This is a genomic window from Streptomyces sp. 1114.5, from assembly GCF_003635085.1.
Classification (GTDB): domain Bacteria; phylum Actinomycetota; class Actinomycetes; order Streptomycetales; family Streptomycetaceae; genus Kitasatospora.
The window spans coordinates 2,716,392-2,740,226 of record NZ_RBXE01000001.1; the positions used below are offsets into that span (position 1 = coordinate 2,716,392).

General features: G+C 73.0%; 20 protein-coding genes and 2 tRNA genes. 19 read left to right on the plus strand and 3 right to left on the minus strand.

The window, feature by feature from the left end; genetic code table 11:
- Positions 1-123 precede the first annotated feature (123 nt).
- The gene (locus BX285_RS11945; protein WP_310794200.1) at positions 124-1,563 is read left to right on the plus strand and encodes a replication initiator; all 1,440 of its coding nucleotides are present in this window, start codon (positions 124-126) and stop codon (positions 1,561-1,563) included.
- A gap of 197 nt (positions 1,564-1,760) precedes the next feature.
- Here the strand turns inward: BX285_RS11945 and BX285_RS11950 are convergent, their stop codons facing one another.
- Positions 1,761-3,374 carry a recombinase family protein gene (locus BX285_RS11950; RefSeq protein WP_121175103.1) on the minus strand — a complete coding sequence of 538 codons (1,614 nt, stop codon included), beginning with the start codon at positions 3,372-3,374 and terminating at the stop codon, positions 1,761-1,763.
- A 352-nt stretch (positions 3,375-3,726) separates the two neighbouring features.
- Here BX285_RS11950 and BX285_RS11955 point away from each other — a divergent pair, with 352 nt between their 5' ends.
- The 5 genes from BX285_RS11955 (at position 3,727) to obgE (ending at position 11,003) form a co-directional block, all read left to right on the plus strand.
- Complete coding sequence (locus BX285_RS11955; RefSeq protein WP_097237936.1) at positions 3,727-4,488, plus strand: TIGR03936 family radical SAM-associated protein; 762 nt, start codon at positions 3,727-3,729, stop codon at positions 4,486-4,488.
- A 435-nt stretch (positions 4,489-4,923) separates the two neighbouring features.
- Positions 4,924-8,583 (plus strand): Rne/Rng family ribonuclease, encoded by a 3,660-nt coding sequence (locus BX285_RS11960; RefSeq protein WP_121175104.1) that lies wholly within the window; start codon positions 4,924-4,926, stop codon positions 8,581-8,583.
- Positions 8,584-8,811: 228 nt separating this feature from the next.
- Positions 8,812-9,129 carry a 50S ribosomal protein L21 gene (rplU, locus tag BX285_RS11965; RefSeq protein WP_045696828.1) on the plus strand — a complete coding sequence of 106 codons (318 nt, stop codon included), beginning with the start codon at positions 8,812-8,814 and terminating at the stop codon, positions 9,127-9,129.
- Positions 9,130-9,143: 14 nt separating this feature from the next.
- Entirely contained in the window at positions 9,144-9,401 is a 258-nt protein-coding gene (rpmA, locus tag BX285_RS11970; protein ID WP_030058248.1) for a 50S ribosomal protein L27, read from the plus strand.
- Positions 9,402-9,521: 120 nt separating this feature from the next.
- A complete protein-coding gene (obgE, locus tag BX285_RS11975) occupies positions 9,522-11,003 on the plus strand; it encodes a GTPase ObgE (RefSeq protein WP_097237938.1) in 1,482 nt (493 codons plus the stop codon).
- A gap of 92 nt (positions 11,004-11,095) precedes the next feature.
- Here obgE and BX285_RS37255 read toward each other — a convergent pair whose 3' ends face one another.
- A complete protein-coding gene (locus tag BX285_RS37255; protein ID WP_183107057.1) occupies positions 11,096-11,881 on the minus strand; it encodes a hypothetical protein in 786 nt (261 codons plus the stop codon).
- A 312-nt stretch (positions 11,882-12,193) separates the two neighbouring features.
- Between BX285_RS37255 and proB the strand changes: the two genes are divergently transcribed.
- From proB to BX285_RS39200, 5 genes are all read left to right on the plus strand, one after another.
- Positions 12,194-13,330: a glutamate 5-kinase gene (proB, locus tag BX285_RS11990; RefSeq protein ID WP_097237940.1), complete on the plus strand. Its 1,137-nt coding sequence runs from the start codon at positions 12,194-12,196 to the stop codon at positions 13,328-13,330.
- A 176-nt stretch (positions 13,331-13,506) separates the two neighbouring features.
- Positions 13,507-14,025, plus strand: coding sequence for a hypothetical protein (locus BX285_RS11995; protein WP_097237941.1), 519 nt, complete (start codon positions 13,507-13,509; stop codon positions 14,023-14,025).
- A gap of 151 nt (positions 14,026-14,176) precedes the next feature.
- On the plus strand, positions 14,177-15,499 hold the full coding sequence (locus BX285_RS12000; RefSeq protein WP_097237942.1) for a glutamate-5-semialdehyde dehydrogenase: 1,323 nt from the start codon (positions 14,177-14,179) through the stop codon (positions 15,497-15,499).
- Positions 15,500-15,590: 91 nt separating this feature from the next.
- The gene (locus tag BX285_RS12005; protein ID WP_121175106.1) at positions 15,591-16,178 is read left to right on the plus strand and encodes a hypothetical protein; all 588 of its coding nucleotides are present in this window, start codon (positions 15,591-15,593) and stop codon (positions 16,176-16,178) included.
- Positions 16,179-16,335: 157 nt separating this feature from the next.
- Positions 16,336-17,397 carry a hypothetical protein gene (locus BX285_RS39200; RefSeq protein ID WP_121175107.1) on the plus strand — a complete coding sequence of 354 codons (1,062 nt, stop codon included), beginning with the start codon at positions 16,336-16,338 and terminating at the stop codon, positions 17,395-17,397.
- 118 nt (positions 17,398-17,515) lie between these two features.
- On the opposite strand, the gene BX285_RS12015 is transcribed toward BX285_RS39200, so the two are convergent.
- Complete coding sequence (locus BX285_RS12015; RefSeq protein WP_097237945.1) at positions 17,516-18,568, minus strand: M48 family metallopeptidase; 1,053 nt, start codon at positions 18,566-18,568, stop codon at positions 17,516-17,518.
- Positions 18,569-18,874: 306 nt separating this feature from the next.
- Between BX285_RS12015 and BX285_RS37260 the strand changes: the two genes are divergently transcribed.
- From BX285_RS37260 to BX285_RS12045, 8 genes are all read left to right on the plus strand, one after another.
- Positions 18,875-19,021 (plus strand): hypothetical protein, encoded by a 147-nt coding sequence (locus tag BX285_RS37260; protein WP_179852880.1) that lies wholly within the window; start codon positions 18,875-18,877, stop codon positions 19,019-19,021.
- Positions 19,022-19,220: 199 nt separating this feature from the next.
- Positions 19,221-19,376, plus strand: coding sequence for a hypothetical protein (locus BX285_RS37265; RefSeq protein WP_179852881.1), 156 nt, complete (start codon positions 19,221-19,223; stop codon positions 19,374-19,376).
- Between the two features lie 124 nt (positions 19,377-19,500).
- Positions 19,501-20,133: a nicotinate-nucleotide adenylyltransferase gene (gene nadD / locus BX285_RS12020; RefSeq protein WP_179852882.1), complete on the plus strand. Its 633-nt coding sequence runs from the start codon at positions 19,501-19,503 to the stop codon at positions 20,131-20,133.
- A 19-nt stretch (positions 20,134-20,152) separates the two neighbouring features.
- Positions 20,153-22,054: an LCP family protein gene (locus tag BX285_RS12025; protein ID WP_121175108.1), complete on the plus strand. Its 1,902-nt coding sequence runs from the start codon at positions 20,153-20,155 to the stop codon at positions 22,052-22,054.
- Between the two features lie 195 nt (positions 22,055-22,249).
- Entirely contained in the window at positions 22,250-22,708 is a 459-nt protein-coding gene (gene rsfS, locus BX285_RS12030; protein WP_121175109.1) for a ribosome silencing factor, read from the plus strand.
- Complete coding sequence (locus tag BX285_RS12035; RefSeq protein WP_121175110.1) at positions 22,705-23,355, plus strand: histidine phosphatase family protein; 651 nt, start codon at positions 22,705-22,707, stop codon at positions 23,353-23,355. Before rsfS ends, BX285_RS12035 begins: the two co-directional genes overlap by 4 nt.
- Before the next feature lie 213 nt (positions 23,356-23,568).
- Positions 23,569-23,641 (plus strand) — tRNA-Ala (locus tag BX285_RS12040).
- Between the two features lie 43 nt (positions 23,642-23,684).
- Positions 23,685-23,757 (plus strand) — tRNA-Ala (locus tag BX285_RS12045).
- The last annotated feature ends 78 nt before the right edge of the window (positions 23,758-23,835 follow it).

Here is a 23,835-nt window from a genome sequence, read left to right on the forward strand (position 1 = left end):
CACCGGCGGCCCCACCCCCACCCGCCGGACCGGCTCCACCCACCCCAACGCCACCCCCGGCCGCGCCAGCACATGCCTGGCCCGGCCGGGGCCCGGCAACCCCTGGCCCTGGAGACACCCACCATGACCACCGGCACCAACCCCTACACCGACCCCACCGCACGCCGCGCCCTCCTCGATCGGGAGGCGCGGCTGCGCCAACTGCCGTCCATCGAGCGCGACTTGGTCCGCCTCGGCGAGATGCCGGACCTGAACCGCTGGCTCGACCAAATCCGCGCCACCGGCGGCTGCGCCGAACCGATCTACCTCACCGGGCACACCACCACCCTCGACGCCGACACCGGCGAAGTCCTGCGCCACTACTCGACCGCCACCGAACCCGGCGGCCGACTCGCCGTCCGCTGCCGCAACCGCCGAGCCACCCGCTGCGCACCCTGCTCACGCGAGCACAGCGGCGACACCTTCCACCTGGTCCGCTCCGGCCTCATCGGCGGCAAGGGCGTCCCCGAAACGGTCCGGACGCATCCGCGGCTGTTCGTCACCCTGACCGCCCCCTCCTTCGGGCGCGTCCACCGCGCGGGCGAATGCCACCAGGCCCGGCGCCGACGTTGCGACCACGGGGGCCGGCACGGCTGCGGCCGAACCCACCCGGATACGGACCCGCTCATCGGACAGCCGCTCTGCGCCGACTGCTACGACTACCCCGGCCACATCCTCTGGAACGCCATGGCCCCAGCGCTCTGGAAAGCCTTCCGTGACAACCTGTACCACCACGTCGCCTCCGGAGCGGGCGTCAGCCGGTCGCAGGTGCGCACCCTGGTCCGGGTTTCGGCTACCAAGGTCGCCGAGTACCAGAAGCGCGGCGCCGTCCACTTCCACGCCGTCATCCGCCTCGACGGCCCCGACGGACCCACGTCCCCGCCCCCGCTTTGGGCCACCCCGACCCTTCTTCTGGAGACGGTCCACTCGGCCGCCGCCGCCGTGGCACTGCCGTGCCCTGACTCGGCTGCCTACAGCGGCGGTCGGCTCAGCTTCGGCACCCAACTCGACGCACACCCCCTCACCAACGGGACCGGCGGACGAATCACCGACGACGCCGTAGCCGCCTACGTCGCCAAGTACACGAGCAAGAGCGTGGAAGCCGCCGGCGCCGTCGACCGCCGCATCGAATCCCTCGCCGAGATACGGGCCCTGCGAGTCAGCCCGCACGTCCGGGCGCTCATCGCCACCGCCTGGCGCCTCGGCGGCCTACCCGAACTGCAACCCCTGCGCTTACGCGCCTGGGCTCACATGCTCGGCTACCGGGGCCACTGCCTCACCAAAACCCACGCCTACTCCACTACATATGGGCAGCTCCGATCTGCCCGCGCCGAACACGCCCATGGACTGTACGCCGGCTGGGACGGCGAGACCGTGGCTGAAGCGGCCTGGCGCTTCGTCGGAACGGGGCACACCACGGCGGAAGCACTCATCGCTGCCGGCATCGCCGAAGACCTCGCCACCAACCGGGAGATTGCCCGTGAAGAAGTGGACGTGGCGGATAGGGCAAGGGGGAGGGGATGACAGCCCAGCGCGTCGCTCTCAGAGCGTCGTCCGATCCGCGGGCGGCTGTACCGGCTCCAGCGAGACAGACGACGCTCCGAGCTCCGACCATCGAAAGCGAGATCGTCATCGTGGATGATGAGGGCTACGAAGAGCCGTACGACTCCGCCAAGCACTGAGCACCACAGCCCCCGCCACGATGACGGGGGCTGTCGGCGTCAGAGCTTGCTTGCGAAGTGGTCTTCCTTGACGATCAGCCGGTCCCGGTAGTCCTTGGGGATCATGAGCCGCAGCTTGATCGCGGGAGCCCGCTGACCCTTGACCTTGGTACGGGTGACTTCACAGCGGACGCCCACCCTCAGGAGGTCTGCGGCCATGGCCTCGGTGCCGCCGTCCTCCCACTGCTGCCGGAACGTCTTCCCGTTGGCCACGTTCACCCACCGGTCTTGGGTGGTCTCGGGATCGATCTCCCCGAGTTCGGTGATCAACTTGTCCAGAGTCTCCTCCGCCTGCTCGCGCGTGAACCGGGTCTTCGCGTACCGGCCGCCGGGCTCCAGTTCCTTCATGTAATAGGCGATGGACTCCTCAAGCTGCGCTACATGCGCGCGTGCCTCCGCACCCCGTGCGTACTCGCGAACCTGCACGGGCTCATCGCCGAGGACCGACAGCACGTCGAGGACGAGCTTGGCGTTGATCACGTCGGGGTTGGGAGCGCCCAGGCCTCCGCCCTTGCAGCCCTGGCACCGCAGGTACTCGTACACCCGATCCTTGGCGCGGTTCCGCTGCTCCAGCATGTTCGTCTTGCAGTCGACGCAGAAGAAGACTCCGAGGAACTTCGTGGCACCGCCGGGCCTGCGCTGAGGCTGGTTCTTGCTGCGTTTGTCGAGATCCGCTTGGAGCTCGTTGAACTCCTCGTCGGCGAAGACAGCCTCCGCGACCCTGATGGGCTTCCCGGCCTTGTCCAGGACAAGTTTGGATCGGCGAGCGCCGCCCTTCTTCTCCTCTTCCACCCGGTAGCCCATCAAAGCGGGATTGCGGAGCTGACGCAGAAGGGTCGTAGCTGTGAGGCCGTCGCTGGCGAGGCCCGCGCGCTTCAACAGCTTGACCATGCGGGTAGCGGAGACGCCTCGACGGGCCATGCGCCGGCACCAGTGCAGGGCCTTGTGTGCGTCGGCCTCGATGACAAGGACGACGTTCCCGTTCTCGTCCTCGGCGGTGGTGTATCCGAAGGCCGGCTTGCCGACCAGCCAAGCGGACTGGGTCTTCGTGTAGTCCCAGAGGCTCGCGACGCGGGTGCTCGTGTTGGTGGCCTCGATCTCCGCGATGCCGCCGATCAGCGTGACCAGGATCTTCCCGACGACCGTGGTCAGGTCGATCGAGTCGTGCTTGGAGACGAGGTTCTTCCCGTACTTCAACGCCCAGTCGATCATCGTGTGCAGATCGGACAGCCTGCGGATGAACCGGTCGAGCTTCCAGAACAGCAGGACGTCGAACTCCGGGGCCCGATTGTTCAGCCAGTCGCCCAGCTGCTTCCGCTTCCACGGGGGCACCTTCGTGGCGGACACGTTCAGATCGCTGGCCACACCGACCACGCGGCACCCCCGGTTCAGGGCTTCGCGGCGGAGGTCGAGCTCCTGGCGCACGGGGGAGGTGGTGTCCTCTGTCAGTACGGACAACCGGACCGAGAGCAGCGCCCGGGGCGCGTCCGTCGGAAGGGCGGCCTCGGCCCTCTTCAACTGTTCGAGGAGAGCCAGATCCGCGGCGGTCCACTCGGCCTCGACCGTGTACGTCTTCTGCTGCGCGGCACGGGCCGTACGGGTGCGCTTCGCCATGTCGGTGACCCCCTGATGAGTTGTAGGTCTGCCTCCATATAGCCCCAGATGGACACGGCCATCCAGATCGGCCCCACCGGCAAGAAGCTGCTCCCGCTGACGGTCGTCAACAAGTAGCCGTCGGCGAGTGACGGTCGCCACATCCCGGACCCCCGGTCGGAACGTTCCGGCCGGGGGTCGCCCGTGCGTGGCTGACCAGGGGCGGAGCGAGGGGGGTGGCGGGGCGCGTACCCTTTGGGGTGACAGAGTCCGGACAGTGGCGGGAAGACGCCGTGCCGGACTGGGACAACTGACTAAGGACTGAGCGACCCTGGCACGCCGTACGCCCGACGGTCCGCCGCCCGCGCCGACGGTGCAGCGGATTCGTCTCCGCTACACCAAGCGCGGCCGGCTCCGCTTCACCAGCCACCGCGACTTCCAGCGCGCCTTCGAGCGCGCCCTGCGCCGGTCCGCCGTTCCGATGGCCTACTCGGCCGGCTTCACCCCGCACCCGAAGGTCTCCTACGCCAACGCGGCCCCGACCGGGGTGGCGAGCGAGGCGGAGTACCTGGAGATCGGCCTGGCCGCCCTGCGCGACCCCGAGCAACTGCGGGCGCAGCTGGACGAGTCGCTGCCGACGGGCCTGGACGTGATCGACGCCGTCGAGGTGCGCACGCCGAACTTCGTGGAGCGCCTGGAGGCCTCCGAGTGGCTGGTCCGGCTGGACGGTGTCGAGCCGGACGAGGCGGCCCGTGCGGCGGCGCGTTTCCTCGCCGAGGAGCGGGTCGAGGTCGAACGCCTCACCAAGAACGGCGTGCGGGTCTTCGACGCGCGCGGCGCGGTGGCGGCGCTCGACGTCGTCCCGGCCCAGGTCGACGCCGGTGCGGACACGGAGACGGGAACCGACCACGATGTTCGGACGGCCCGTCCCTGTGCGATACTGCGCCTGGTAGTACGACACGCCACACCCGCCGTACGACCCGACGACGTATTGTCCGGTCTCCGTGCGACGGCCGACCTGGCGCCGCCGGTCCCCGCAGAGGTGACCAGGCTGGCGCAGGGGCCGCTCGACGAGGGGACCGGCACGGTGACCGACCCGCTGGCGCTCGACCGCGCCGCGGCCCCGGCCGGCTGAGAAACGGCTGCCGGGCCGCGCGCTACCGCGTCCGCCTAGCGGGCGGAGGCCGGGTCCAGTGACTCACTGGGCCCGACGGTCCTCCAGGGTTCCCGCGGCTCCCCAGGGGAGCGAGCGTCGTCGCAGCACAGGCCTGCCACCCGGGGCCTGCCGGCCAGGAAGGCCGGTGGGCCCGGGGCCCCGTCCGGGAGCCACCCGGGGTTGGGGGAGGGCGCAGCTTGGGAAAACCTCAGAAGACTGGTCAGACCAGAAGACTTTCGACACCCCGCCGAGCGCGGGGCGCCGAGCGAGACTACGAGCCCCTGTGCGGCCTCGCGTCCGCGCGGCGGTACCAAGGAAGGGTCCGGCCCGAGCATCGTCGCGATGCCGGCCGCCCACCGGTGCCGTGCCGTGCCCGGATGCGGAGCCCGGGGGCCTGACGGGAGATCCACCCGCATGCTCGATAACACCGATCCGCAGCAGACTGCGGCCACGGAACAGAACGAAGCCGCCGCGGCCGGCGGCGAGGGCGCGTCCGCCGCGCCCCCGCGTCGCCGTCGCCGCGCGGTGTCCCGCCCGGCGGGCACCCCGCAGGGGGCGGCCGCCGAGGCGGCCGAGACGGTCCTGCCGGCCGAGGCACCGGCGGTCGAGACCGCCGCGGCTGCGGCCGCCGAGCCGGTGGCCGAGAAGGCCGCCGAGAAGCCGGTCCGGGCCCGCCGGACCCGCAAGCGTGCCGAGGCCCCGGCCGGGGCGCCGGAGGCCTCCGCGATCGTGGTCACCGCGGCGGATGCCGCCGTGACGCCGGTCGAGGAGCAGCCGGCGGCGAAGGCCGAGAAGGCCGAGAAGGCCGAGAAGGCCGACAAGACGGAGAAGGCCGAGACGGCGGAGAAGGCCGAGACGGCGGAGAAGCCGGTCCGGGCCCGTCGTACCCGCAAGCGTGCCGAGGCTCCCGCGGGTGCGCCCGCAGCCGAGGCCCCCGCCGCCGTCGAGGCGCCGGCCGTCGAGACGCCCGCCCCCGCCGCCGAGCCGGTGGCCGAGGAGGCTCCGGCCGCTCCGGCCCGCCGTCCGCGCCGTCGCCGGGTGGTCGAGGCCGCGCCGGTGGTCGAGGCGCCGGTCGAGGAGCCCGCCGCCGAGGAGCCGGTCGTCGCGGAGGAGGCCGAGGAGGAGGCCGTCGAGCCGGTGGCCGAGACCGCCCCGGCTGCCGCCCCCGCCCCGGCCGTCGAGGCCGAGCCGCACCACCGGGTGCGCCGCCGCGCCGTCCGCCCGGCCACCGCGGTCTTCCAGGCCCCGGTGTTCCAGGAGCCCGCCCCCTACGTCGCGCCGTCCGCGCCGTCCGCGCCTGCCGCGCCCTCCGGGCCGGCCGCGGCGCAGCAGCCCGCCGCCGCCCCGGCGCCGGTCGAGGCCCCGGCCGCCGTCGAGGGCGCCGAGGACGAGGAGTACGAGTACAGCGGCGTCGGCCGCCGCCGCCGGGTCCGTGCCCGGGTCGAGTCGGGCCGTCGCAAGCCGGCCGCCGCGGCGCGTGCCGAGGCCCCGGCGGCCAAGGCCCCGGTCGTCCAGGCCCCCGCCGTCGAGGCTCCGGCCGCCGAGGCGCCCGCCGTGGAGGCACGGGCCGCCGCCGGTCCGGAGGCCGAGGGCGACTGGGAGGAGGACGGCCGTCCGTCGCGCCGCCGCCGCCGGGGCGGTCGCCGCCGCCGTCGTGGCGAGGCCGAGGACTTCGAGGCCGCCGAGGCCGTCGAGACCGAGCAGCCCGCCGCCGAGGAGCCGGCCCGGGCCGTCGCCGAGGAGGAGGACGAGGAGGAGGACGACGACCTGGCCGCCGGCCTGTCCTCGTCCCGTCGTCGTCGCCGCCGTCGCCGCCGCAGCGGTGAGGCCGGCGCCGTCGAGACCGCCGAGACCACCGAGGACGGCGTCCGCACGGTGGTGAAGGTGCGCGAGCCGCGCCGCCGTTCCACCGAGCCGTCCTTCGACCCGGACGAGGTGCAGTCCATCAAGGGCTCGACCCGTCTGGAGGCGAAGAAGCAGCGCCGCCGCGAGGGCCGCGAGCTGGGCCGCCGCCGGGTGCCGATCATCACCGAGGCCGAGTTCCTGGCCCGCCGGGAGTCGGTCGAGCGCGTCATGGTGGTGCGCCAGAACGGTCAGCGCACCCAGATCGGCGTCCTTGAGGACGGCGTGCTGGTCGAGCACTACGTCAACAAGGAGCAGGCCACCTCGTACGTCGGCAACGTGTACCTGGGCAAGGTCCAGAACGTGCTGCCGTCGATGGAGGCCGCCTTCGTCGACATCGGCAAGGGCCGCAACGCGGTGCTGTACGCCGGCGAGGTCAACTTCGGTGCGCTGGGCGGCCACGGCGGCCCGCGCCGGATCGAGTCGGTGCTGAAGTCCGGCCAGTCCGTGCTGGTGCAGGTCTCCAAGGACCCGATCGGCCACAAGGGCGCCCGCCTGACCAGCCAGATCTCGCTGCCCGGCCGCTACCTGGTCTACGTGCCCGAGGGCTCGATGACCGGCATCTCGCGCAAGCTGCCCGAGAACGAGCGCGCCCGCCTGAAGCAGATCCTCAAGAAGATCGTCCCGGACGACGCGGGCGTGATCGTGCGCACCGCCGCCGAGGGCGCCTCCGAGGAGGAGCTGACCCGCGACGTCCAGCGGCTGCAGCAGCAGTGGGAGGACATCCAGAAGAAGGCCACGACCGGCAACGCCCCGGCGCTGCTGTACGGCGAGCCGGACATGACCGTCCGGGTCGTCCGCGACATCTTCAACGAGGACTTCACCAAGGTCATCGTCTCCGGTGACGAGGCGTGGAAGACCATCCACGAGTACGTCTCCAACGTGGCCCCGGACCTCGCCGAGCGGCTCCAGCGGTGGACCTCCGAGGTGGACGTGTTCGCCACCTACCGGATCGACGAGCAGCTGATGAAGGCGCTGGACCGCAAGGTCTGGCTGCCCAGCGGCGGTTCGCTGGTGATCGACCGCACCGAGGCGATGGTCGTCATCGACGTCAACACCGGGAAGTTCGTCGGCCAGGGCGGCAACCTGGAGGAGACGGTCACCCGCAACAACATCGAGGCGGCCGAGGAGATCGTGCGCCAGCTGCGGCTGCGCGACCTCGGCGGCATCATCGTGATCGACTTCATCGACATGGTCCTGGAGTCCAACCGCGACCTGGTGCTGCGCCGCCTGCTGGAGTGCCTGGGCCGGGACCGGACCAAGCACCAGGTGGCCGAGGTCACCTCGCTGGGCCTGGTCCAGATGACCCGCAAGCGGGTCGGCCAGGGCCTGCTGGAGTCCTTCTCCGAGGCCTGCGTGCACTGCAACGGCCGCGGTGTGATCGTCCACATGGAGCAGCCGAGCGTCCACGTCCACGCCCCGGCCGCCGCGGCGGGCGAGGCCGCCTCGGGCGGCAAGCGCCGTCGCCGGGGCAAGGGCGGCGCGGCCCACGAGGAGCTGCAGACCGTCGAGGCCGCCGCGGCCGAGGCGGTGGCGCGGGTCGGCGCGGAGGCCGTCGAGGCCGTCGAGGCGTCGGCCGAGCCGGTGCGCGAGGAGATCGAGGGCCAGCTGGCCCTGGAGGTCCCGGGCGTCGAGGCCGCTGCCGAGGCCCCCGTCGTGGAGGCCGCCGAGGCCGTGGTCGTCGAGGCGCCGGTCGCCGAGCAGGCCCCGGCCGCTCCGGCGGGCCGCCCGCGTCGCCGTGCGGTGCGCAAGGCGACCGCTTCGGCCGGTTCGCCGGGCACCGCCGAGATCGTGGTGCTGCAGGCGAAGGCCGAGGCGGCGCTGGAGGCGGCCCTGGAGGCCGCGACCCCGGCCGTCGCCGAGACCGCTGCCGAGGCCGCCGTCGAGGCGCCGGGCGAGCCGGCCGTCGTCGCGGAGGCCGCGGTCGCCGAGACCCCGGCCGAGGAGCCCGCCGAGGCCCCCGCCGCCGAGGCAGCGGCCGAGGAGGCCGCGGCCGAGGAGGCGCCGGCGCCGAAGAAGCGGGCTGCCCGCAAGACCGCCGCGAAGAAGACGGCCGCCAAGAAGACGACCACGGCGGCCAAGAAGACCACCGCCCGCAAGACCGCCACCAAGCGGACGAGCGCGGCGGCCAAGAAGGCCGCGGCCGCCGAGGGTGATACGGCGGCCGAGTAGTGCCCACGCCCGGGGCGGGAGTCGTTCCCGCCCCGGGCCGTACGGGCCGGTTTGCCCCCTGGGCGGCCGGTCCGTATTCTTGACCATCGGCGTGTCTACGCCATGCTCCCGAGCACATCACCTTCCCGAAGCACCGCGTCCGCGCGGTACGGAGGGAAGAGGCTCCTGTGTCCGTACCCAGGTGGCTGGCGTCGGGGGTTCAGACCGAGCAAGGAAAGCAGGTACCGCATGTACGCGATCGTTCGCGCAGGCGGCCGCCAGCACAAGGTCGCCGTGGGCGACGTGCTGGAGATCGACCGTATCGAGGCCAAGCCGGGTGACTCGGTCGAGCTCTCGACCATCCTCGTCGTCGACGGTGACGCTGTCACCTCCGACCCGTGGGTCCTGGCCGGCGTGAAGGCTCACGCCGAGGTGGTCGACCAGACCAAGGGTGACAAGATCGTCATCCTGCGCTACAAGAACAAGACCGGCTACCGCCGCCGTCAGGGTCACCGTCAGCAGCACACCGCGGTGCGCATCACCAGCATCGACTCGGTCAGCAAGTAAGGGGTTAGCGAGATATGGCACACAAGAAGGGCGCAAGCTCTACCCGTAACGGCCGTGACTCGAACGCCCAGCGCCTCGGCGTGAAGCGCTTCGGCGGCCAGGTCGTCTCGGCCGGCGAGATCCTCGTCCGCCAGCGCGGCACCCACTTCCACCCGGGTGCGGGCGTCGGTCGCGGTGGCGACGACACCCTGTTCGCGCTGACCGCCGGTGCCGTGCAGTTCGGCAACCGCCGCGGCCGCAAGGTCGTCAACATCGTGGCCGTCGAGGCCTGAGTCCCCGCGGACTCCCGAGTCACATAACGACTCACAGTGAAGGGTGGGCCGGAATTCTCCGGTCCACCCTTCACGCTTTACGCAGGTAGAAGCAGACTCTCGCGCACTGGAGGCACACCCATGACCACCTTCGTGGACCGCGTCGAACTTCACGTCGCCGCGGGTAACGGGGGCCACGGCTGCGCCTCCGTGCACCGCGAGAAGTTCAAGCCGCTCGGCGGCCCGGACGGCGGCAACGGCGGGGAGGGCGGCAGCGTCATCCTCACCGTGGACTCGCAGGTCACCACCCTGCTGGAGTACCACCACTCGCCCAAGCGCAAGGCCACCAACGGCAAGCCGGGCGCGGGCGGCAACCGCACCGGCGCCGACGGCGAGGACCTCGTCCTGCTGGTGCCGGACGGCACCGTGGTGCTCGACCGCAAGGGCAACGTGCTGGCCGACCTCGTCGGCCACGGCACCAGCTTCGTCGCCGCCCAGGGCGGCCGCGGCGGCCTCGGCAACGCCGCGCTGGCCTCGGCCCGCCGCAAGGCGCCCGGCTTCGCGCTGCTCGGCGAGCCCGGCGAGGCCCGTGACATCGTCATGGAGCTCAAGTCCGTCGCCGACGTGGCCCTGGTGGGCTACCCGAGCGCCGGCAAGTCCTCGCTGATCTCGGTGCTCTCCGCCGCCAAGCCGAAGATCGCGGACTACCCGTTCACCACCCTGATCCCCAACCTCGGCGTGGTCACCGCCGGCGACACCGTCTACACCATCGCCGACGTGCCCGGCCTGATCCCGGGCGCCAGCCAGGGACGCGGCCTGGGCCTGGAGTTCCTGCGCCACGTCGAGCGCTGCTCGGTGCTGGTGCACGTGCTGGACTGCGCCACCCTGGAGCCCGGCCGCGACCCGCTGAGCGACCTGGAGACCATCGAGGCCGAGCTCGCCGAGTACGGCGGTCTGGAGGACCGCCCGCGCCTGGTCGCGCTCAACAAGGTGGACGTGCCGGACGGCCAGGACATCGCCGACCTGACCCGCGCCTCCCTGGAGGAGCGCGGCTACCAGGTGTTCGAGGTCTCCGCCGCCTCCCGCAAGGGCCTGCGCGAGCTGAGCTTCGCGGTGGCCAAGATCGTCGCCGAGGCGCGCGCCGCCAAGCCGGTCGAGGAGTCCACCCGGATCGTGCTGCGGCCCGCCGCCGTCGACGACGCGGGCTTCACCATCACCGAGGAGGACGGCGCCTACCGCATCCGCGGCGTCAAGCCGGAGCGCTGGGTCCGCCAGACCGACTTCAGCAACGACGAGGCCGTCGGCTACCTCGCCGACCGGCTGGCCCGCCTCGGCGTCGAGGAGAAGCTGTGGAAGGTCGGGGCGCAGGAGGGCGACACCGTCATCATCGGCCCGGACGAGAACGCCGTCGTCTTCGACTGGGAGCCGACCATGGCCGCCGGCGCGGAGATGCTCGGCCGCCGCGGTGAGGACCACCGCATGGAGACCCAGCGCCCGGCGGTCGACCGCCGCCGGGAGAAGCAGCGGGGCCGGGACGCGGCCGAGGCCGAGTTCCTCGCCTTCGAGGCGCTCTCCAGCGGCCGCCAGGCCGCCATCGAGGGCGACGACGAAGACGAGGACTGATCCTGCGCGCAGCCGCTGACGCCGAACGGCCCCCGCCGACCTTCCGGTCGACGGGGGCCGTTCGCCTGCCCGGTGGCAGTGGTGACGGATCGTCACTTCGTCCAGGCGGCCTGGACCTTGGTGATGTCGGTCGAGTCGCCGTAGCCGATCATCACCGGCGAACCGCCGGCCGGGAAGCTCACGATGTCGCAGCCCTTGAACTCCACGCCCTTGGTGGCGCCCGAGAAGCTCGGGGTGGTGCACTTGGCGATCGGGGTCGAGCCGACCGGGTTGGCGAAGCTCGCGGTGTTGCCCGAGGCGTCGTAGACCTTGAGCTTGGAATCGGGGGCGCTGAAGGTCAGCTTGGTGTCCCCGAGGTTCTTCATCGTCCAGCTGACGTAGTAGAGCGCGCGGCCGTCCAGACCGGCCGGGTTGGCCTTGGCGTCCTGGAAGTCCTTGAGCGAGCCCGGGGCCACGCCGGTGACGGTGAACTCCAGCTTGGCGTTGATGTTCGAGGTCTTGTCGGTGAAGTCCACGGTGGCCGGCTGGCCGAACTTCACCGCGGTGCCGGCCTGCGGCAGCTTGCCGCCGCCGGCCCCGCCGCCCGCGGCCCCGGCCGTCCCGGCGCCGCCGGTGGCCGCGCCGCCCGTGGCCGCACCGGTGGCCCCGCCCGTGGCCGCGCCCGAGGGGGCGGCGGTCGAACCGCCGGCCGCACCGCCGGTGGCGGCACCCCCGGAGGCCCCGCCGGTGGTGGCCCCGCCGGTCGGCGCCGGAGCGGCACCGGTCGCACCGCCGGTACCGGTCGACGGGTCCGAGTTGTCCGGACCGCAGGCCGCGAGCGACAGCGCGGTGGCCGCCGCCAGGGCGGCGACGGTCAGCTTGGTGGTGTACGAACGCATGATGCGCTTTTCTCCCGGGCGCGCAGCCGCGAACCGTTGCCGGCATGCCCAGTGCGGCGCCGCCCTCTCGTGACAGGAAGGGTCGAAGACGAAATGGGTCCAGCGGGCAAGAAGCCGTCCCCCGATCTGGCTTTCGGTCAGGGACCATACCAGCCATCCGGATTGTCGACCGGTCTGTGGCAAGCCCGTGACCAGGCCGGGTCCAGCCGGTGAAACGGCCTTCGGGAGACCTGCGCGAATCGCGTAGATTTCGGGGGTGACGGCAGGCCGGGCCCGCCGTACCCGCACCACACCGGAAGGGCGTACAGCCAGATGAGCGAGGACTTTCTGCGGGAGGAGGTGCTGACCGCACGACGGATCGTCGTCAAGGTCGGCTCCTCCTCACTCACCACGGCGGCCGGCGGCCTGGACGCCGACCGCGTCGACGCCCTGGTGGACGCGCTCGCCAAAGTGCGCAGCCGCCCCGACGCACCCGAGGTCGTGCTCGTCTCCTCCGGCGCCATCGCCGCCGGACTCGCCCCGCTCGGCCTGGAGAAGCGCCCCAAGGACCTGGCCCGCCAGCAGGCCGCCGCCAGCGTCGGCCAGGGACTGCTCGTCGCCCGCTACACCGCCTCCTTCGCCCGGTACGGCATCCGGGTCGGCCAGGTGCTGCTCACCGCCGAGGACGCCAGCCGGCGTGCCCACTACCGCAACGCCTACCGCACCCTGGACCAGCTGCTGGCCATGGGCGCGATGCCGATCGTCAACGAGAACGACACCGTCGCCACCGCCGAAATCAAGTTCGGCGACAACGACCGGCTCGCCGCGCTCGTCGCCCACCTCGTCCGGGCCGACCTGCTGGTCCTGCTCTCCGACGTGGACGGCCTCTACGACGGCGACCCGTCCCGCCCCGGCACCAGCCGGATCGCCCGGGTCAGCGGCCCGCACGACCTCGACGGCATCGAGATCGGCAGCGCGGGCAAGGCCGGCGTCGGCACCGGCGGCATGGTCACCAAGGTCGAGGCGGCCCGGATCGCCACCGGCGCGGGCATCCCCGTCGTGCTCACCGCCGCCAGCCAGGCCGCCGACGCCCTCGCCGGCCGCTCCACCGGCACCCTCTTCCTGCGCACCGGCGCCCGCACCTCCGACCGGATGCTCTGGCTGGCCCACGCGAGCAGCCCGCGCGGCGCCCTGCACCTGGACGCGGGGGCCGTCGAGGCGGTCGTCTCCGGCGGCGCCTCGCTGCTCCCGGCCGGGGTCACCAAGGTCGACGGGGAGTTCGCCGCGGGTGATCCGGTGGACCTTCTTGCCGAAAACGGCCACATCGTCGCCCGCGGACTGGTCAACTTTGATGCGAGGGAGTTGCCCCGCCTGCTCGGCCGGTCCACCCGCGACCTGGCCCAGGAGTTGGGCGCCGCCTACGAGCGCGAGGTCGTCCACCGCGACGACCTGGTCGTTCTGCGCGGCTGACCGGCCCCGGGGGCCGGCACCGGCCGATCGGCACAGTGTGGACGGCGGGCCGCTGCGAACGGGAGCGGTCCGGCCACGGGCGAGGAGGGGCGCAGCCGCACCCGTCGGCCCGGAGCCGACGGGGACGGGTGGGGGACGGTGGGGACGACAGGACATCGCCGAACAGGAGGCCGCCGGTGGAACGCAGGCGCGAGGCAGCGCTGACCGGAGGGACGGCAGGCCGACGGCTGACCAGCATCGACGGCGGACGCGGGGACGGCCCCGCCGAGCCGGCCGGTCCGCCACACCAGAGGCCCGGGGGAGCGCGCAGGCCGCAGCGCACGGACGCGGCACAACCGCCCACCGTGCCCGAGCAGGCACGACTGTGGCACGTGGTGCTGAGCGTGGCCGGGCAGGTGACCCCACTGTCCTCGCTGCGCGCCTCGCTGGAGCAACTGGCGCACGACCACTCGTTCTTCCTGACCGCCCGCTACGCGGCCGATCACGCCGAGATCCGTTACTGGGAACAGGCCCGGGACCTGCACGACGCGGCGGCGATGGCGCTGCGGCTGTGGGGCGAGCACAAGGTCACCGCGAAGCTGCCGCCGTGGGAGATCGTCGGTCTTGAGGTCGTCGACCGGACGACCTACCACAAGCGGGTGGCCGAGGGCTTCGGCGATCCGCCGCCGCACCTGGGCGGGGTGCACCCGTACTGAGCCGTACTGAGCCGTACCGGGCCCGTCGCGGCGGGGTCGGCGGGCCGGTTCGCCCGGTGGTCCCGGTCGGCGTCCCAGCGGCGTCCCGCCGGGTGTCTCACCGGGCGAAATACCGGCCGGGGCGGCGCGCGCAGTCGCTACCCTTGGCGGCATGACCAGCGACCTCGCCACCGCCGACAGCCCCGTCCTCGCCGTAGCGCGCCGAGCCCGGGAGGCCGCCGCCGCGCTCGCCCCGCTGCCGCGCAGGGCGAAGGACGCCGCGCTGCTGGCGATCGCGGACGCGCTGGTCGCCCGCAGCGCCGAGATCGTCGCGGCCAACGCCGAGGACGTGGCCCGGGCCCGGGAGGCCGGCACGGCCGAGTCGGTGGTCGACCGGCTGACGCTCACCGACGAGCGGATCGCCGCGATCGCCTCCGACGTGCGCGACGTGGCCGGCCTGCCCGACCCGGTCGGCGAGGTGGTGCGCGGCTACACGCTGCCGAACGGCCTGGACGTGCGGCAGGTCCGGGTGCCGCTCGGCGTGGTCGGCATCATCTACGAGGCCCGGCCGAACGTCACCGCGGACGCCGCCGCGCTCTGCCTCAAGTCCGGCAACGCGGTGCTGCTGCGCGGCTCGGCCTCGGCCTACCGCTCGAACACCGCGCTGGTCGCCGTCCTGCGGGACGCCGTCGCCGCGGCCGGGCTGCCCGCCGACGCGATCCAGCTGGTGCCCGGGGAGAGCCGCGACTCGGTGCAGGAGCTGATGCGCGCCCGCGGCTACGTCGACGTACTGATCCCGCGCGGCGGCGCCTCGCTCATCCGGACCGTCGTCGAGGGCTCGACCGTCCCGGTGATCGAGACCGGCACCGGCAACTGCCACGTCTACGTGGATGCCGACACCGACCTGGCGATGGCCGTCGGCATCCTGCTGAACTCCAAGGCGCAGCGGGTCAGCGTCTGCAACGCGGCCGAGACCCTGCTGGTCCACCAGGACGTCGCGGACGCCTTCCTGCCGCTCGCCCTGGCCGCCCTCGCCGAGGCCGGGGTGACCGTGCACGGCGACGAGGCGGTGCTCAAGGCCGCCGAGGGCGGCCAGGCCACCGTGGTGCCCGCGACCGACGAGGACTGGGGCGCCGAGTACCTGTCGCTGGACCTGGCCGCGGCCGTGGTGCCCTCGCTGGAGGCCGCCGTCGACCACATCCGCCGCTGGTCCTCCGGCCACACCGAGGCGATCGTCACCACCTCGCAGGCCGCCGCCCGCCGCTTCACCCAGTTGGTCGACTCGACCACGGTCGCCGTCAACGCCTCCACCCGTTTCACCGACGGCGGTGAGTTCGGGTTCGGCGCGGAGATCGGCATCTCCACCCAGAAGCTGCACGCCCGCGGCCCGATGGGCCTGCCCGAGCTGACCAGCACCAAGTACATCGTCACCGGTGACGGGCACGTGCGGGGCGAGGCGACGCAGACCGTCGGCGGGAGCTCGGACGCCCGCTGAGCCGGGGGGACGGGAACCGGCCGTCACACGGGTGACGGACCAACTGCCGGGAGCCACAGACAAATCGCCCGGCCGGTAATACGCTGAATCCGTGGCTGAGGATGTGGGGGGCTTGCCGTACCCCGACGGCGCCGACCACGGTGGTGCGGACGACGAGTTCGCCACCGTGGTCTTCGATGAGGCCTTCGTCCGGTCCGCCGCCGTGCACGAGCCGACCGCCAAGGAGCGGCAACTCGCCGCTGCCGAGGCCCGGTTCGAGTCGGACGCTGCGGGCGCGGGCTGGGGCCATGAGGTCCCGGCCGGGGACGGGCTGCCGCTGGAGCTGCGCCCGTACCCGAGCGGACTGGACGCGGACCACCTCTACCCCGACCCCTGGTCGGGAACGGGCCGCTCGGCCGGGCGCCAGGGCCGGCGCTGGTGGCGGCGCGGCTTCGACCCGGTGGGCGGCCGCGGCCGGTACGTGGCCCAGCAGCGCTGGCACCGGCCGGTGGCCTGGGTGCTCGCCGTGATCATGGGCGTGAGCCTGGTGGCGGTCGCGGTCGCGGCGGTCTACCAGGGCGTGGGCGGCTCCCCGAGCGCGCCCCGCAGGCCGGAGTCCGGCAGCAGCAGCGCCGGGGTGGACCCGCGCCCGGCGCCCGCCGAGCCCTTGCCGGTGGTCACCGCCGCACCGGCGGGCTGAGGCCCGCCTCCGGGCCACCGCCTGCGTTCGGGCTTCCGCACGGATGTCGGTGTGGAGGCCGCGCGGGCGTACGCCCCGGGTGGTGGTCACCGAGCGTCCCCGGGAATCTGCGCCGGGCCCCTCGTGGCGGCGCGGGTGTCCGCCTACCCTTGGTGGTATGGGTGACCCGCGAGAACCTCCTGAGGGTACGCCCGAGGGCGGTTCCGGCAACGAGGACGAATTCCGGTCCGTCGTCTTCGACGAATCGTTCGTCCGGGCTGCCCGGATCCAGGAGCTGTCCGCCCGGGAGCGGCTGGCCGGCTCCTTCGGCAAGGCCACCCGGCAGCGCGTGCGGCTCGGCCCGCTGGGCTCCGTCCCGCGCCAGGCACTCGCCCTGCTGCTGCTCATCCTGCTCGCCTTCGGCGCCGCCGTGTACTTCGGGGTCAGCTCGCCGAGGGGCGTCCCGGCCCGCCCCGAGGGCAGCCAACTGACCGTCAGCCTGGTCGCGTTGAGCCCGGCTTCGACCGTCCACCCGGTCGCCGACCCGGCCAACCCCTTCGCCGCGCTGCCGGCCGGGTACGGGGACGGCACGCTCGGGCTGAACACCCCGACCGGGGCCGCCACCGAGCACTTCAGCCGGGTCGAGGTGACCAAGGCGCTCGACACCGTCCAGCGCTACCTGGTCGCCTCCTCGCTGGCCCCGGCCGCCCTGGTCCAGGGCGCCACCGCGGACGTACGGACCTTCGTCACACCCGGTGAGCAGGCCGGGTTCGACGCGAGCGTGGCCCAACCGCTGGACGACCGGCACCACGCGGTGACCGGCTGGGTGGTGCGCTTCGACCCGGCGCAGGTCGCGCTGGCCTCGAACACCGTGAAGGTGGCCGGCGCGATGCGGATCGACGAGGCGGACAGCGGGACGCTGCAGATCACCACCGACCACACCTTCGTCTACGCGCTCAAGCCGGCCGGCGCCCCGGCCGGAGCACCGGTCACCCTGGAGACCGTGCGGCGGCAGCTGACCTTCCAGTTCGACCGGGTCGACCTGGCCTCGGCGCAGCTGCGGCTGGTGGACTCGGTGCTGGAGGCCGGGCCGGCACCCTGCGGCACCTCGATGGCGGGCTTCCTGCAGCCGGTGCTGGCCGGCGCCCAGGGCACGGCGGTCGCGCCGCCGACGGCGGTCGACCCCGGCAACCACGCCCGGCCGGCCTGGCAGGTGTGCGGAGTGCTGGCGGGGAGCTGAGGGGCGGCGGACGCAGGCGCGGGCGCAGGTGTGCGGGCGGACGCGCGGACGGCCTTAGGCGCGGACGGCCGGTGACCCGGGTGGGTCACCGGCCGTCGTGCGGCTCGGGCGGGCCGGCTCAGTCGGCGTCGCGGTCGTTCGAGCCGCCGCGTCCGGCCCCGGCGAAGGTGTCGCGGAGCTTGCCGCCGACGGTCGCGGCGCCGCCGGCGACGTCCCGCAGCAGGCCCATCAGCGGGTCCTTGCTCTCCTTCACCGAGGTCGCGTAGTGGTCAGCGGCGGCCTTCCACTGCTCGCCGACCGAGGCCTCCCGGTCGTCCTCGCGGCGCGGGTAGGCACCGGCCAGGATCGAGCGGTACTCGTCGCTCTCCGCCCACTTCTTCAGCTGGGCGACCCGGACCACCGCGAAGGGGTGGGTCTGCGGCAGCAGCTGCAGCAGCTTGAGGACGCCGTCGCGCAGGTCGCCGGCCTTCTCGTACTCCTCGGCCTGCTCCAGGAAGGCGTCCACGTTCATCTCGGCCAGGTTGTGCCCGCCGGCCAGCTTCATCAGGGCCCGCATGGACGCCTGCAGGTCCTGCCCGGCGAGCAGGCCGGCCCGGTCGCTGGACAGCTCCGCCTTGCGGAACCACTCCTTGAGCGCGGTGATGACGGCCGTGATCGCCAGGTTGCCCAGCGGCACCCAGGCGATCCGGGTGGCGATGTTGGTGAGGATCATCAGCATCGTCCGGTAGACCGCGTGGCCGGACATCGCGTGGCCCACCTCGTGGCCGATGACCGAGCGCAGCTCCTCCTCGTCGAGCAGCTCGACCAGGCCGCTGGTGACCACGATGATCGGGGTGTCGATGCCGATGGTGAACGCGTTGACCGACGGGTCCTGGGTCACGTACAGGTCCGGGACCTGCTGCAGGTCGAGGGTGTACGCGGCGTCGCGCACCATGTCGTACAGCTCGGGGAACTGGCGCTCGGAGGTCTTCACGGCGGTGGCCAGGAACATCAGCCGTATTGCGCGCTCGGAGACCAGCCCGGCGAGCTTCTTCAGGATCTCGTCGAAGCCGGACAGCTTCCGCAGGGCGACCAGGGCCGAACGGTCGGCCGGGTGCTCCCAGGCCCGGGTGGAGATGCCGGGGAAGCGCTCGCGGCGGCGGCTCGGGGTCTTCGCGGTCGTGTCGGTCATGGTCTGGGTTACCTCCTGGTCGACGGCGGTCCCGGCGCGCCGGCCGGCCCCCCGCTGCTCTTCGCCTGCAACGACTGTCTGTGCAACGTCCGCGGTTGCGCACTCGTCCCCGGGCCCGGCGTACGAACGGCCCCGGCCCCGGCCGTCGGCGCCGGGGCGGAGCGCCGGGGCAGAGCGCCGCGGAGGTGAGCGGGCGAGTCACAGCCCCGGTGGGCGGCGCCCGTGTGAGGCCGGTCTACCCTGAATGACCTGGACGACCGAGGCCGGATCCGGCCGCGGTACCGAGCAGTTCGAGGAGCCCCCGCAATGTCCACCGACGCGCTTGTCAGCCTGGCCTCGCCCATTTCCGACGAGGCCGGCCCGGGCCTGTTCCTGCGGATCATCATCGTCGCGTCCTTCGTGGGCGTCGGCCTGCTGGTCTGGATCATGGCCCGCGCCTTCCGCGGCAACTAGACGGGAACCGGCAGGACCGGGACCAGAACGGGACCGGACCCGTTTTCGACCGCCCCCGACGGCACGGGCTCACGCCCGGTCAGCGGCGGTGGGCCGCCGAGCGGTTGCCGGGTGACCCCCCGTACGATGACGGGTGGGCCCTCACCGGCCCGGAACAACCCCCAGGTCCGTTCACCGAGCCGAGAAGGTCCCGCCGACCATGAACACTGCCGCCGCACTCCCCGTTCTGAACCTGCTCGCCGAGGGCGAGGGGGGCAACCACGACAGCCTGAACCCGGCCCTGACGGGTGGCGCCGCGCTGTTCATCCTGCTGCTCCTGCTCTTCATCACCACCCGCTTCAACCGGGACCGCTGAGCCTGCTCCACGGACCGCCAGGGGAGCGTCCGGCCATCGGGCCGGCCGCTCCCTCACGCATCTGCGGGCAACCCCCACACGGGCGTTCCCGCACCGTAACGGGCGTCGCGTAAGGTGTGGCGGCATGGGAAAGCAGGCCGGGAATCCCGGCGGACCGGAACCGGTGAAGAAGCGCCTCGGCGTGATGGGCGGCACCTTCGACCCGATCCACCACGGCCACCTGGTCGCCGCCAGTGAGGTGGCGAGCGCGTTCCACCTGGACGAGGTGATCTTCGTCCCGACCGGACAGCCGTGGCAGAAGAGCGACCGCCAGGTCACCCCGGCCGAGGACCGCTACCTGATGACGGTCATCGCCACCGCCGAGAACCCGCAGTTCTCGGTCAGCCGGATCGACATCGACCGCGAGGGCCCGACGTACACCGTCGACACCCTGCGCGACCTGCACGCCCTGCACCCGGACGCCGACCTCTTCTTCATCACCGGCGCCGACGCGCTCGCCCAGATCCTGTCCTGGCGCGACTCCGACGAGCTCTTCTCGCTGGCCCACTTCATCGGTTGCACCCGCCCCGGCCACATCCTGTCGGACGCCGGTCTGCCAGTGGGCGGGGTTTCCCTGGTGGAGGTCCCGGCGCTGGCCATCTCCTCCACGGACTGCCGCAACCGGGTCGCCAAGGGCGAGCCGGTCTGGTACCTCGTCCCGGACGGCGTCGTCCGTTACATCGACAAGCGGGCGCTGTACGCGCCGCGCGGGACCTGAACCGGGAGCGGGTGGGCGCGTGAGCGAGCGCAGCGGCGGGCAGCAGCAGCCGGAGGAGTGGTCCACCGGGCAGTACCAGCAGCCGTACCAGGGCTACCGGCAGCAGCCGGGGCAGCCGTACGAGCAGCACGGACAGCACGGGCCGTACGAGCAGCAGGGGCAGCAGGGGCAGCAGGGGTCGTACGAGCAGCAGGAGCGGTACGACCAGTACGACCAGTACGGGCAGCCGGTGTACGGCCAGGGCTCGTACGGGGGCTACCAGGAGCAGCAGCCGTACCAGCAGCAGGCCTACCAGGGGTACCAGGAGCCGGGGCAGTTCCCCCAGCACCAGCAGCAGCACTACGGCGAGTACGACCAGTACGGGCAGCCCGTGCAGCCCGGCCGGCCCGTGCAGGGGTACCAGGAGCAGGGCGGCTACGGGTACCAGGAGCCGTCGTACGGCTACGACGGCTACCAGCAGCAGCCCTACCAGCCCGCCCAGGCCGCTCCGGCGGAGCCGGTCGTCGCCGAGCCGGAACCCGCACCCGCACCCGCCGCCCCCGCTCCGGCCGCTGTGCCGCCGCGCCCGCGGGTGCCCCGGCCCGCCGCGGCGGCGCCGGCCAAGCCCGAGGCGCCGTCCGAGCAGGTCGCCGGGGCGCGCTCCGGCAAGGCCGGGAGCAAGGCGTCCAGGGACGGCTACACCACGGGCGAGTTCGCCTTCGCCGAGGAGGAGGCGGAGGAGACCGAGGACGTCATCGACTGGCTGAAGTTCGCCGAGTCCCGCAGCGAGGTGCGCGCCGAGCGCCGCCGCAAGCTGCGCAACCGGCTGATCGGCCTCGGTGTGGTGGTGGCGCTGGCGGCGGGCAGCGTCGGCGGCTACCTGTGGTTCACCGGCGACAAGCCGACCGCGGCCGCCGCGGCCGGCGGGCGCCAGGTCAACGTCGTCCACCTGCGCGACCTGCAGGGCAAGGTGTCCAGCGCGCTGCTGGTCGACGACGCCTCCGGCAAGAAGGGCACCGTGCTGCTGCTGCCCGACAATCTGCGGCTGCCCGGCCCCGCCGACCCGCCGGTCACCACCGTCGGCCAGGCCATGGACACCATCGGCGCCTCGGCGACCCGCGACGGCCTCTCCACCGTGCTCGGCGCCCAGGTGGCCGGCACCTGGCGGCTGGACACCCCGTACCTGGAACTGCTGGTCTCCCAGCTCGGCGGCGTCCGGGTGGACACCAACGCCGAGACCCACGAGGGCGGCAAGCCGGACGGCAAGCTGCTCTCCGTGGCCGGGAAGAACACCATGCTCAGCGGAAAGGCCGCGGTCGCCTACGCGACGCTGCAGAACGCCGGGGAGGGCCGGGACGCCCAGCTGGCCCGGTTCGGGCAGGTCATGGAAGCGGTCGTGCGCACCATGCCGACCGAGTTCAAGGACGCCAAGGACGACGTGCACCGGATGAACGCGGTGCTCGACCCCTCCCTGCCCGAGGACGCCCTCGCCGGAGTGCTCGCCCAGCTCGCCCAGCAGGCGAAGGACGGCCACTTCGGCACCACCGCGCTGACCGTCAAGCCGGACGGCAGCCTGGACGAGGCGACCGCGGGCAAGCAGGTCAAGGACGTGCTGGGCGGGACCGTGAAGTCCGCGACCGCCGCGGACGCCCCGGCCCGGGTCGCACTGCAGGACGCCAGCGGCAACGACGCGGCGGCCGCCGCCGCGCAGGTCCAGATCGTCAACTCGGGCCTGACCTTCATCCCGGGCGGCGCCAAGAGCGCGGCGCAGGCCACCAGTGAGATCCGCTACACCGACGACGCCCGCCAGGGCGCGGCGAAGTCGCTGGCGACCAGCCTCGGCCTGCCGGACACGGCGGTGAAGAAGGTGACCGGCGACACCCAGAACGCGGACCTGCTGGTCGTGCTCGGCAAGGACTACCAGCCGCCGAAGAACCAGTAGGGCGGCGGCCGGGTCGTCCCCGGGCGGTCCGTCGGGTCCGTCCCGAGGCGGCGCGGCGGCCCTGAGCGAGGCGGTACGGCGGCCCGGGGGCCCGGAAATCGGTTCCGGGCCCGCCCGGGCGGCGTGAGATCCTGGAAGGCGACCCCGGCCCCGCGCCGGGGCGCCGCCCCAACGCCGCCGAGCCGGAAGAACACCGTGACCGTCACCGACCACAGCCAGCAGCTCATCACCGTCGCCGCCCAGGCGGCGGCCGACAAGCTGGCCCACAACATCATCGCGTTCGACGTCAGCGAGGTGCTGTCGATCACCGACGCCTTCCTGATCGCCTCCGCGAACAACGACCGCCAGGTCCGCGCGATCGCCGAGGAGATCGAGGACCAGCTGCGCGAGCAGCTGGACATCAAGCCGGTGCGCCGCGAGGGCGAGCGCGAGGGCCGCTGGATCCTGCTCGACTACCTCGACATCGTCGTGCACGTCCAGCACTCCGAGGAGCGCTCCTTCTACTCGCTGGACCGGCTCTGGAAGGACTGCCCCGAGCTGCCCATCCCCGAGGACGCCCTGGCCTCGCGCAACCGCCCCGACGCCCACACCGACGAGGCCGGCAACGCCGTCGCCCCCGCCGACGACTTCGGCAAGCCCGAGGACCTGCACTGAGCCGCGGCGCGCGAGGCCCGCGCATTGTCTTCTGGCGGCACGGCCAGACGTCCTGGAACCTCGAATCGCGGTTCCAGGGCACCACGGACATCGAGCTGACCGGGCAGGGCGTCCTGCAGGCCCAGCGGGCGGCCCGGCTGCTCTCCGGGCTCCGCCCCGACCTGCTGATCTCCTCGGACCTCAAGCGCGCCCGCCGCACCGCCCAGGAACTGGCCGCGGTCACCGGACTCGACGTGACCCACCACGAGGGCCTGCGGGAGACCTACGCGGGCTCCTGGCAGGGCCTGACCAACGCCGAGATCCGCGAGCGCTACCCGGAGGAGTACGCGGCCTGGGCGGCCGGCGAGCCGGTGCGCCGCGGCGGTGGCGGGGAGCTCGCCACCGAGGTCGCCGACCGCTCCGTCCCGGTGGTGCTGGAGGCCGCGGCCAAGCTGCCGGAGGACGGCACCCTGGTCGTGGTCAGCCACGGCGGGACGATCCGCACCATGCTCGGACGGCTGCTCGACCTGGAGCCGGTCCAGTGGGAGTGCTTCGGCGGGCTGTCCAACTGCTGCTGGTCGGTGCTCGGCCGGGGGGCGCGCGGCTGGCGCCTGCTGGAGCACAACGCGGGCACGCTCCCGCAGCCGGTCATCGGCGACGACACCTGACACCTGCCGGCTGACGGCTGACGGCTTCGGCCGAGGGCGGCCCCGGGGGCCTCGGAGCGGCCACACCGCAGGGCCCCTGAGGGGGGCGCTGCGGGGCCCGGAGGGGGCGCTGCGGGAGCGGATTTCGCAGTTCCGGCCCTGACCAGCTAGAGTCTTCCTCGTTCGCAGGGAAGGAACGCGGCCCGGAAGGGAAGCGGGAGATCCGGTGTGTGCGGGGCTATAGCTCAGTTGGTAGAGCGCTTGCATGGCATGCAAGAGGTCTGGGGTTCAATTCCCCATAGCTCCACTCCGCATCGGCGGTCGTGGTCAGCCAGGGTCGCCTGTGTCGCGGGGCTATAGCTCAGTTGGTAGAGCGCTTGCATGGCATGCAAGAGGTCTGGGGTTCAATTCCCCATAGCTCCACAGTAGTTCGGGAGGTCGTCACCCAACGGGTGGCGGCCTCCCGGCATTTCGGGGCCGGGCTGCCCCGGCCTTCGGGCG

Bases quoted from the DNA above. Each gene is read 5' to 3' on its own strand.
- BX285_RS11945 (WP_310794200.1), top strand. From the start codon at position 124: ATGACCACCGGCACCAACCCCTACACCGACCCCACCGCACGCCGCGCC.
- BX285_RS11950 (WP_121175103.1), bottom strand. From the start codon at position 3,374: ATGGCGAAGCGCACCCGTACGGCCCGTGCCGCGCAGCAGAAGACGTAC.
- BX285_RS11960 (WP_121175104.1), top strand. From the start codon at position 4,924: ATGCTCGATAACACCGATCCGCAGCAGACTGCGGCCACGGAACAGAAC.
- rplU (WP_045696828.1), top strand. From the start codon at position 8,812: ATGTACGCGATCGTTCGCGCAGGCGGCCGCCAGCACAAGGTCGCCGTG.
- rpmA (WP_030058248.1), top strand. From the start codon at position 9,144: ATGGCACACAAGAAGGGCGCAAGCTCTACCCGTAACGGCCGTGACTCG.
- obgE (WP_097237938.1), top strand. From the start codon at position 9,522: ATGACCACCTTCGTGGACCGCGTCGAACTTCACGTCGCCGCGGGTAAC.
- BX285_RS37255 (WP_183107057.1), bottom strand. From the start codon at position 11,881: ATGCGTTCGTACACCACCAAGCTGACCGTCGCCGCCCTGGCGGCGGCC.
- proB (WP_097237940.1), top strand. From the start codon at position 12,194: ATGAGCGAGGACTTTCTGCGGGAGGAGGTGCTGACCGCACGACGGATC.
- BX285_RS12000 (WP_097237942.1), top strand. From the start codon at position 14,177: ATGACCAGCGACCTCGCCACCGCCGACAGCCCCGTCCTCGCCGTAGCG.
- BX285_RS39200 (WP_121175107.1), top strand. From the start codon at position 16,336: ATGGGTGACCCGCGAGAACCTCCTGAGGGTACGCCCGAGGGCGGTTCC.
- BX285_RS12015 (WP_097237945.1), bottom strand. From the start codon at position 18,568: ATGACCGACACGACCGCGAAGACCCCGAGCCGCCGCCGCGAGCGCTTC.
- BX285_RS37260 (WP_179852880.1), top strand. From the start codon at position 18,875: ATGTCCACCGACGCGCTTGTCAGCCTGGCCTCGCCCATTTCCGACGAG.
- BX285_RS37265 (WP_179852881.1), top strand. From the start codon at position 19,221: ATGAACACTGCCGCCGCACTCCCCGTTCTGAACCTGCTCGCCGAGGGC.
- nadD (WP_179852882.1), top strand. From the start codon at position 19,501: ATGGGAAAGCAGGCCGGGAATCCCGGCGGACCGGAACCGGTGAAGAAG.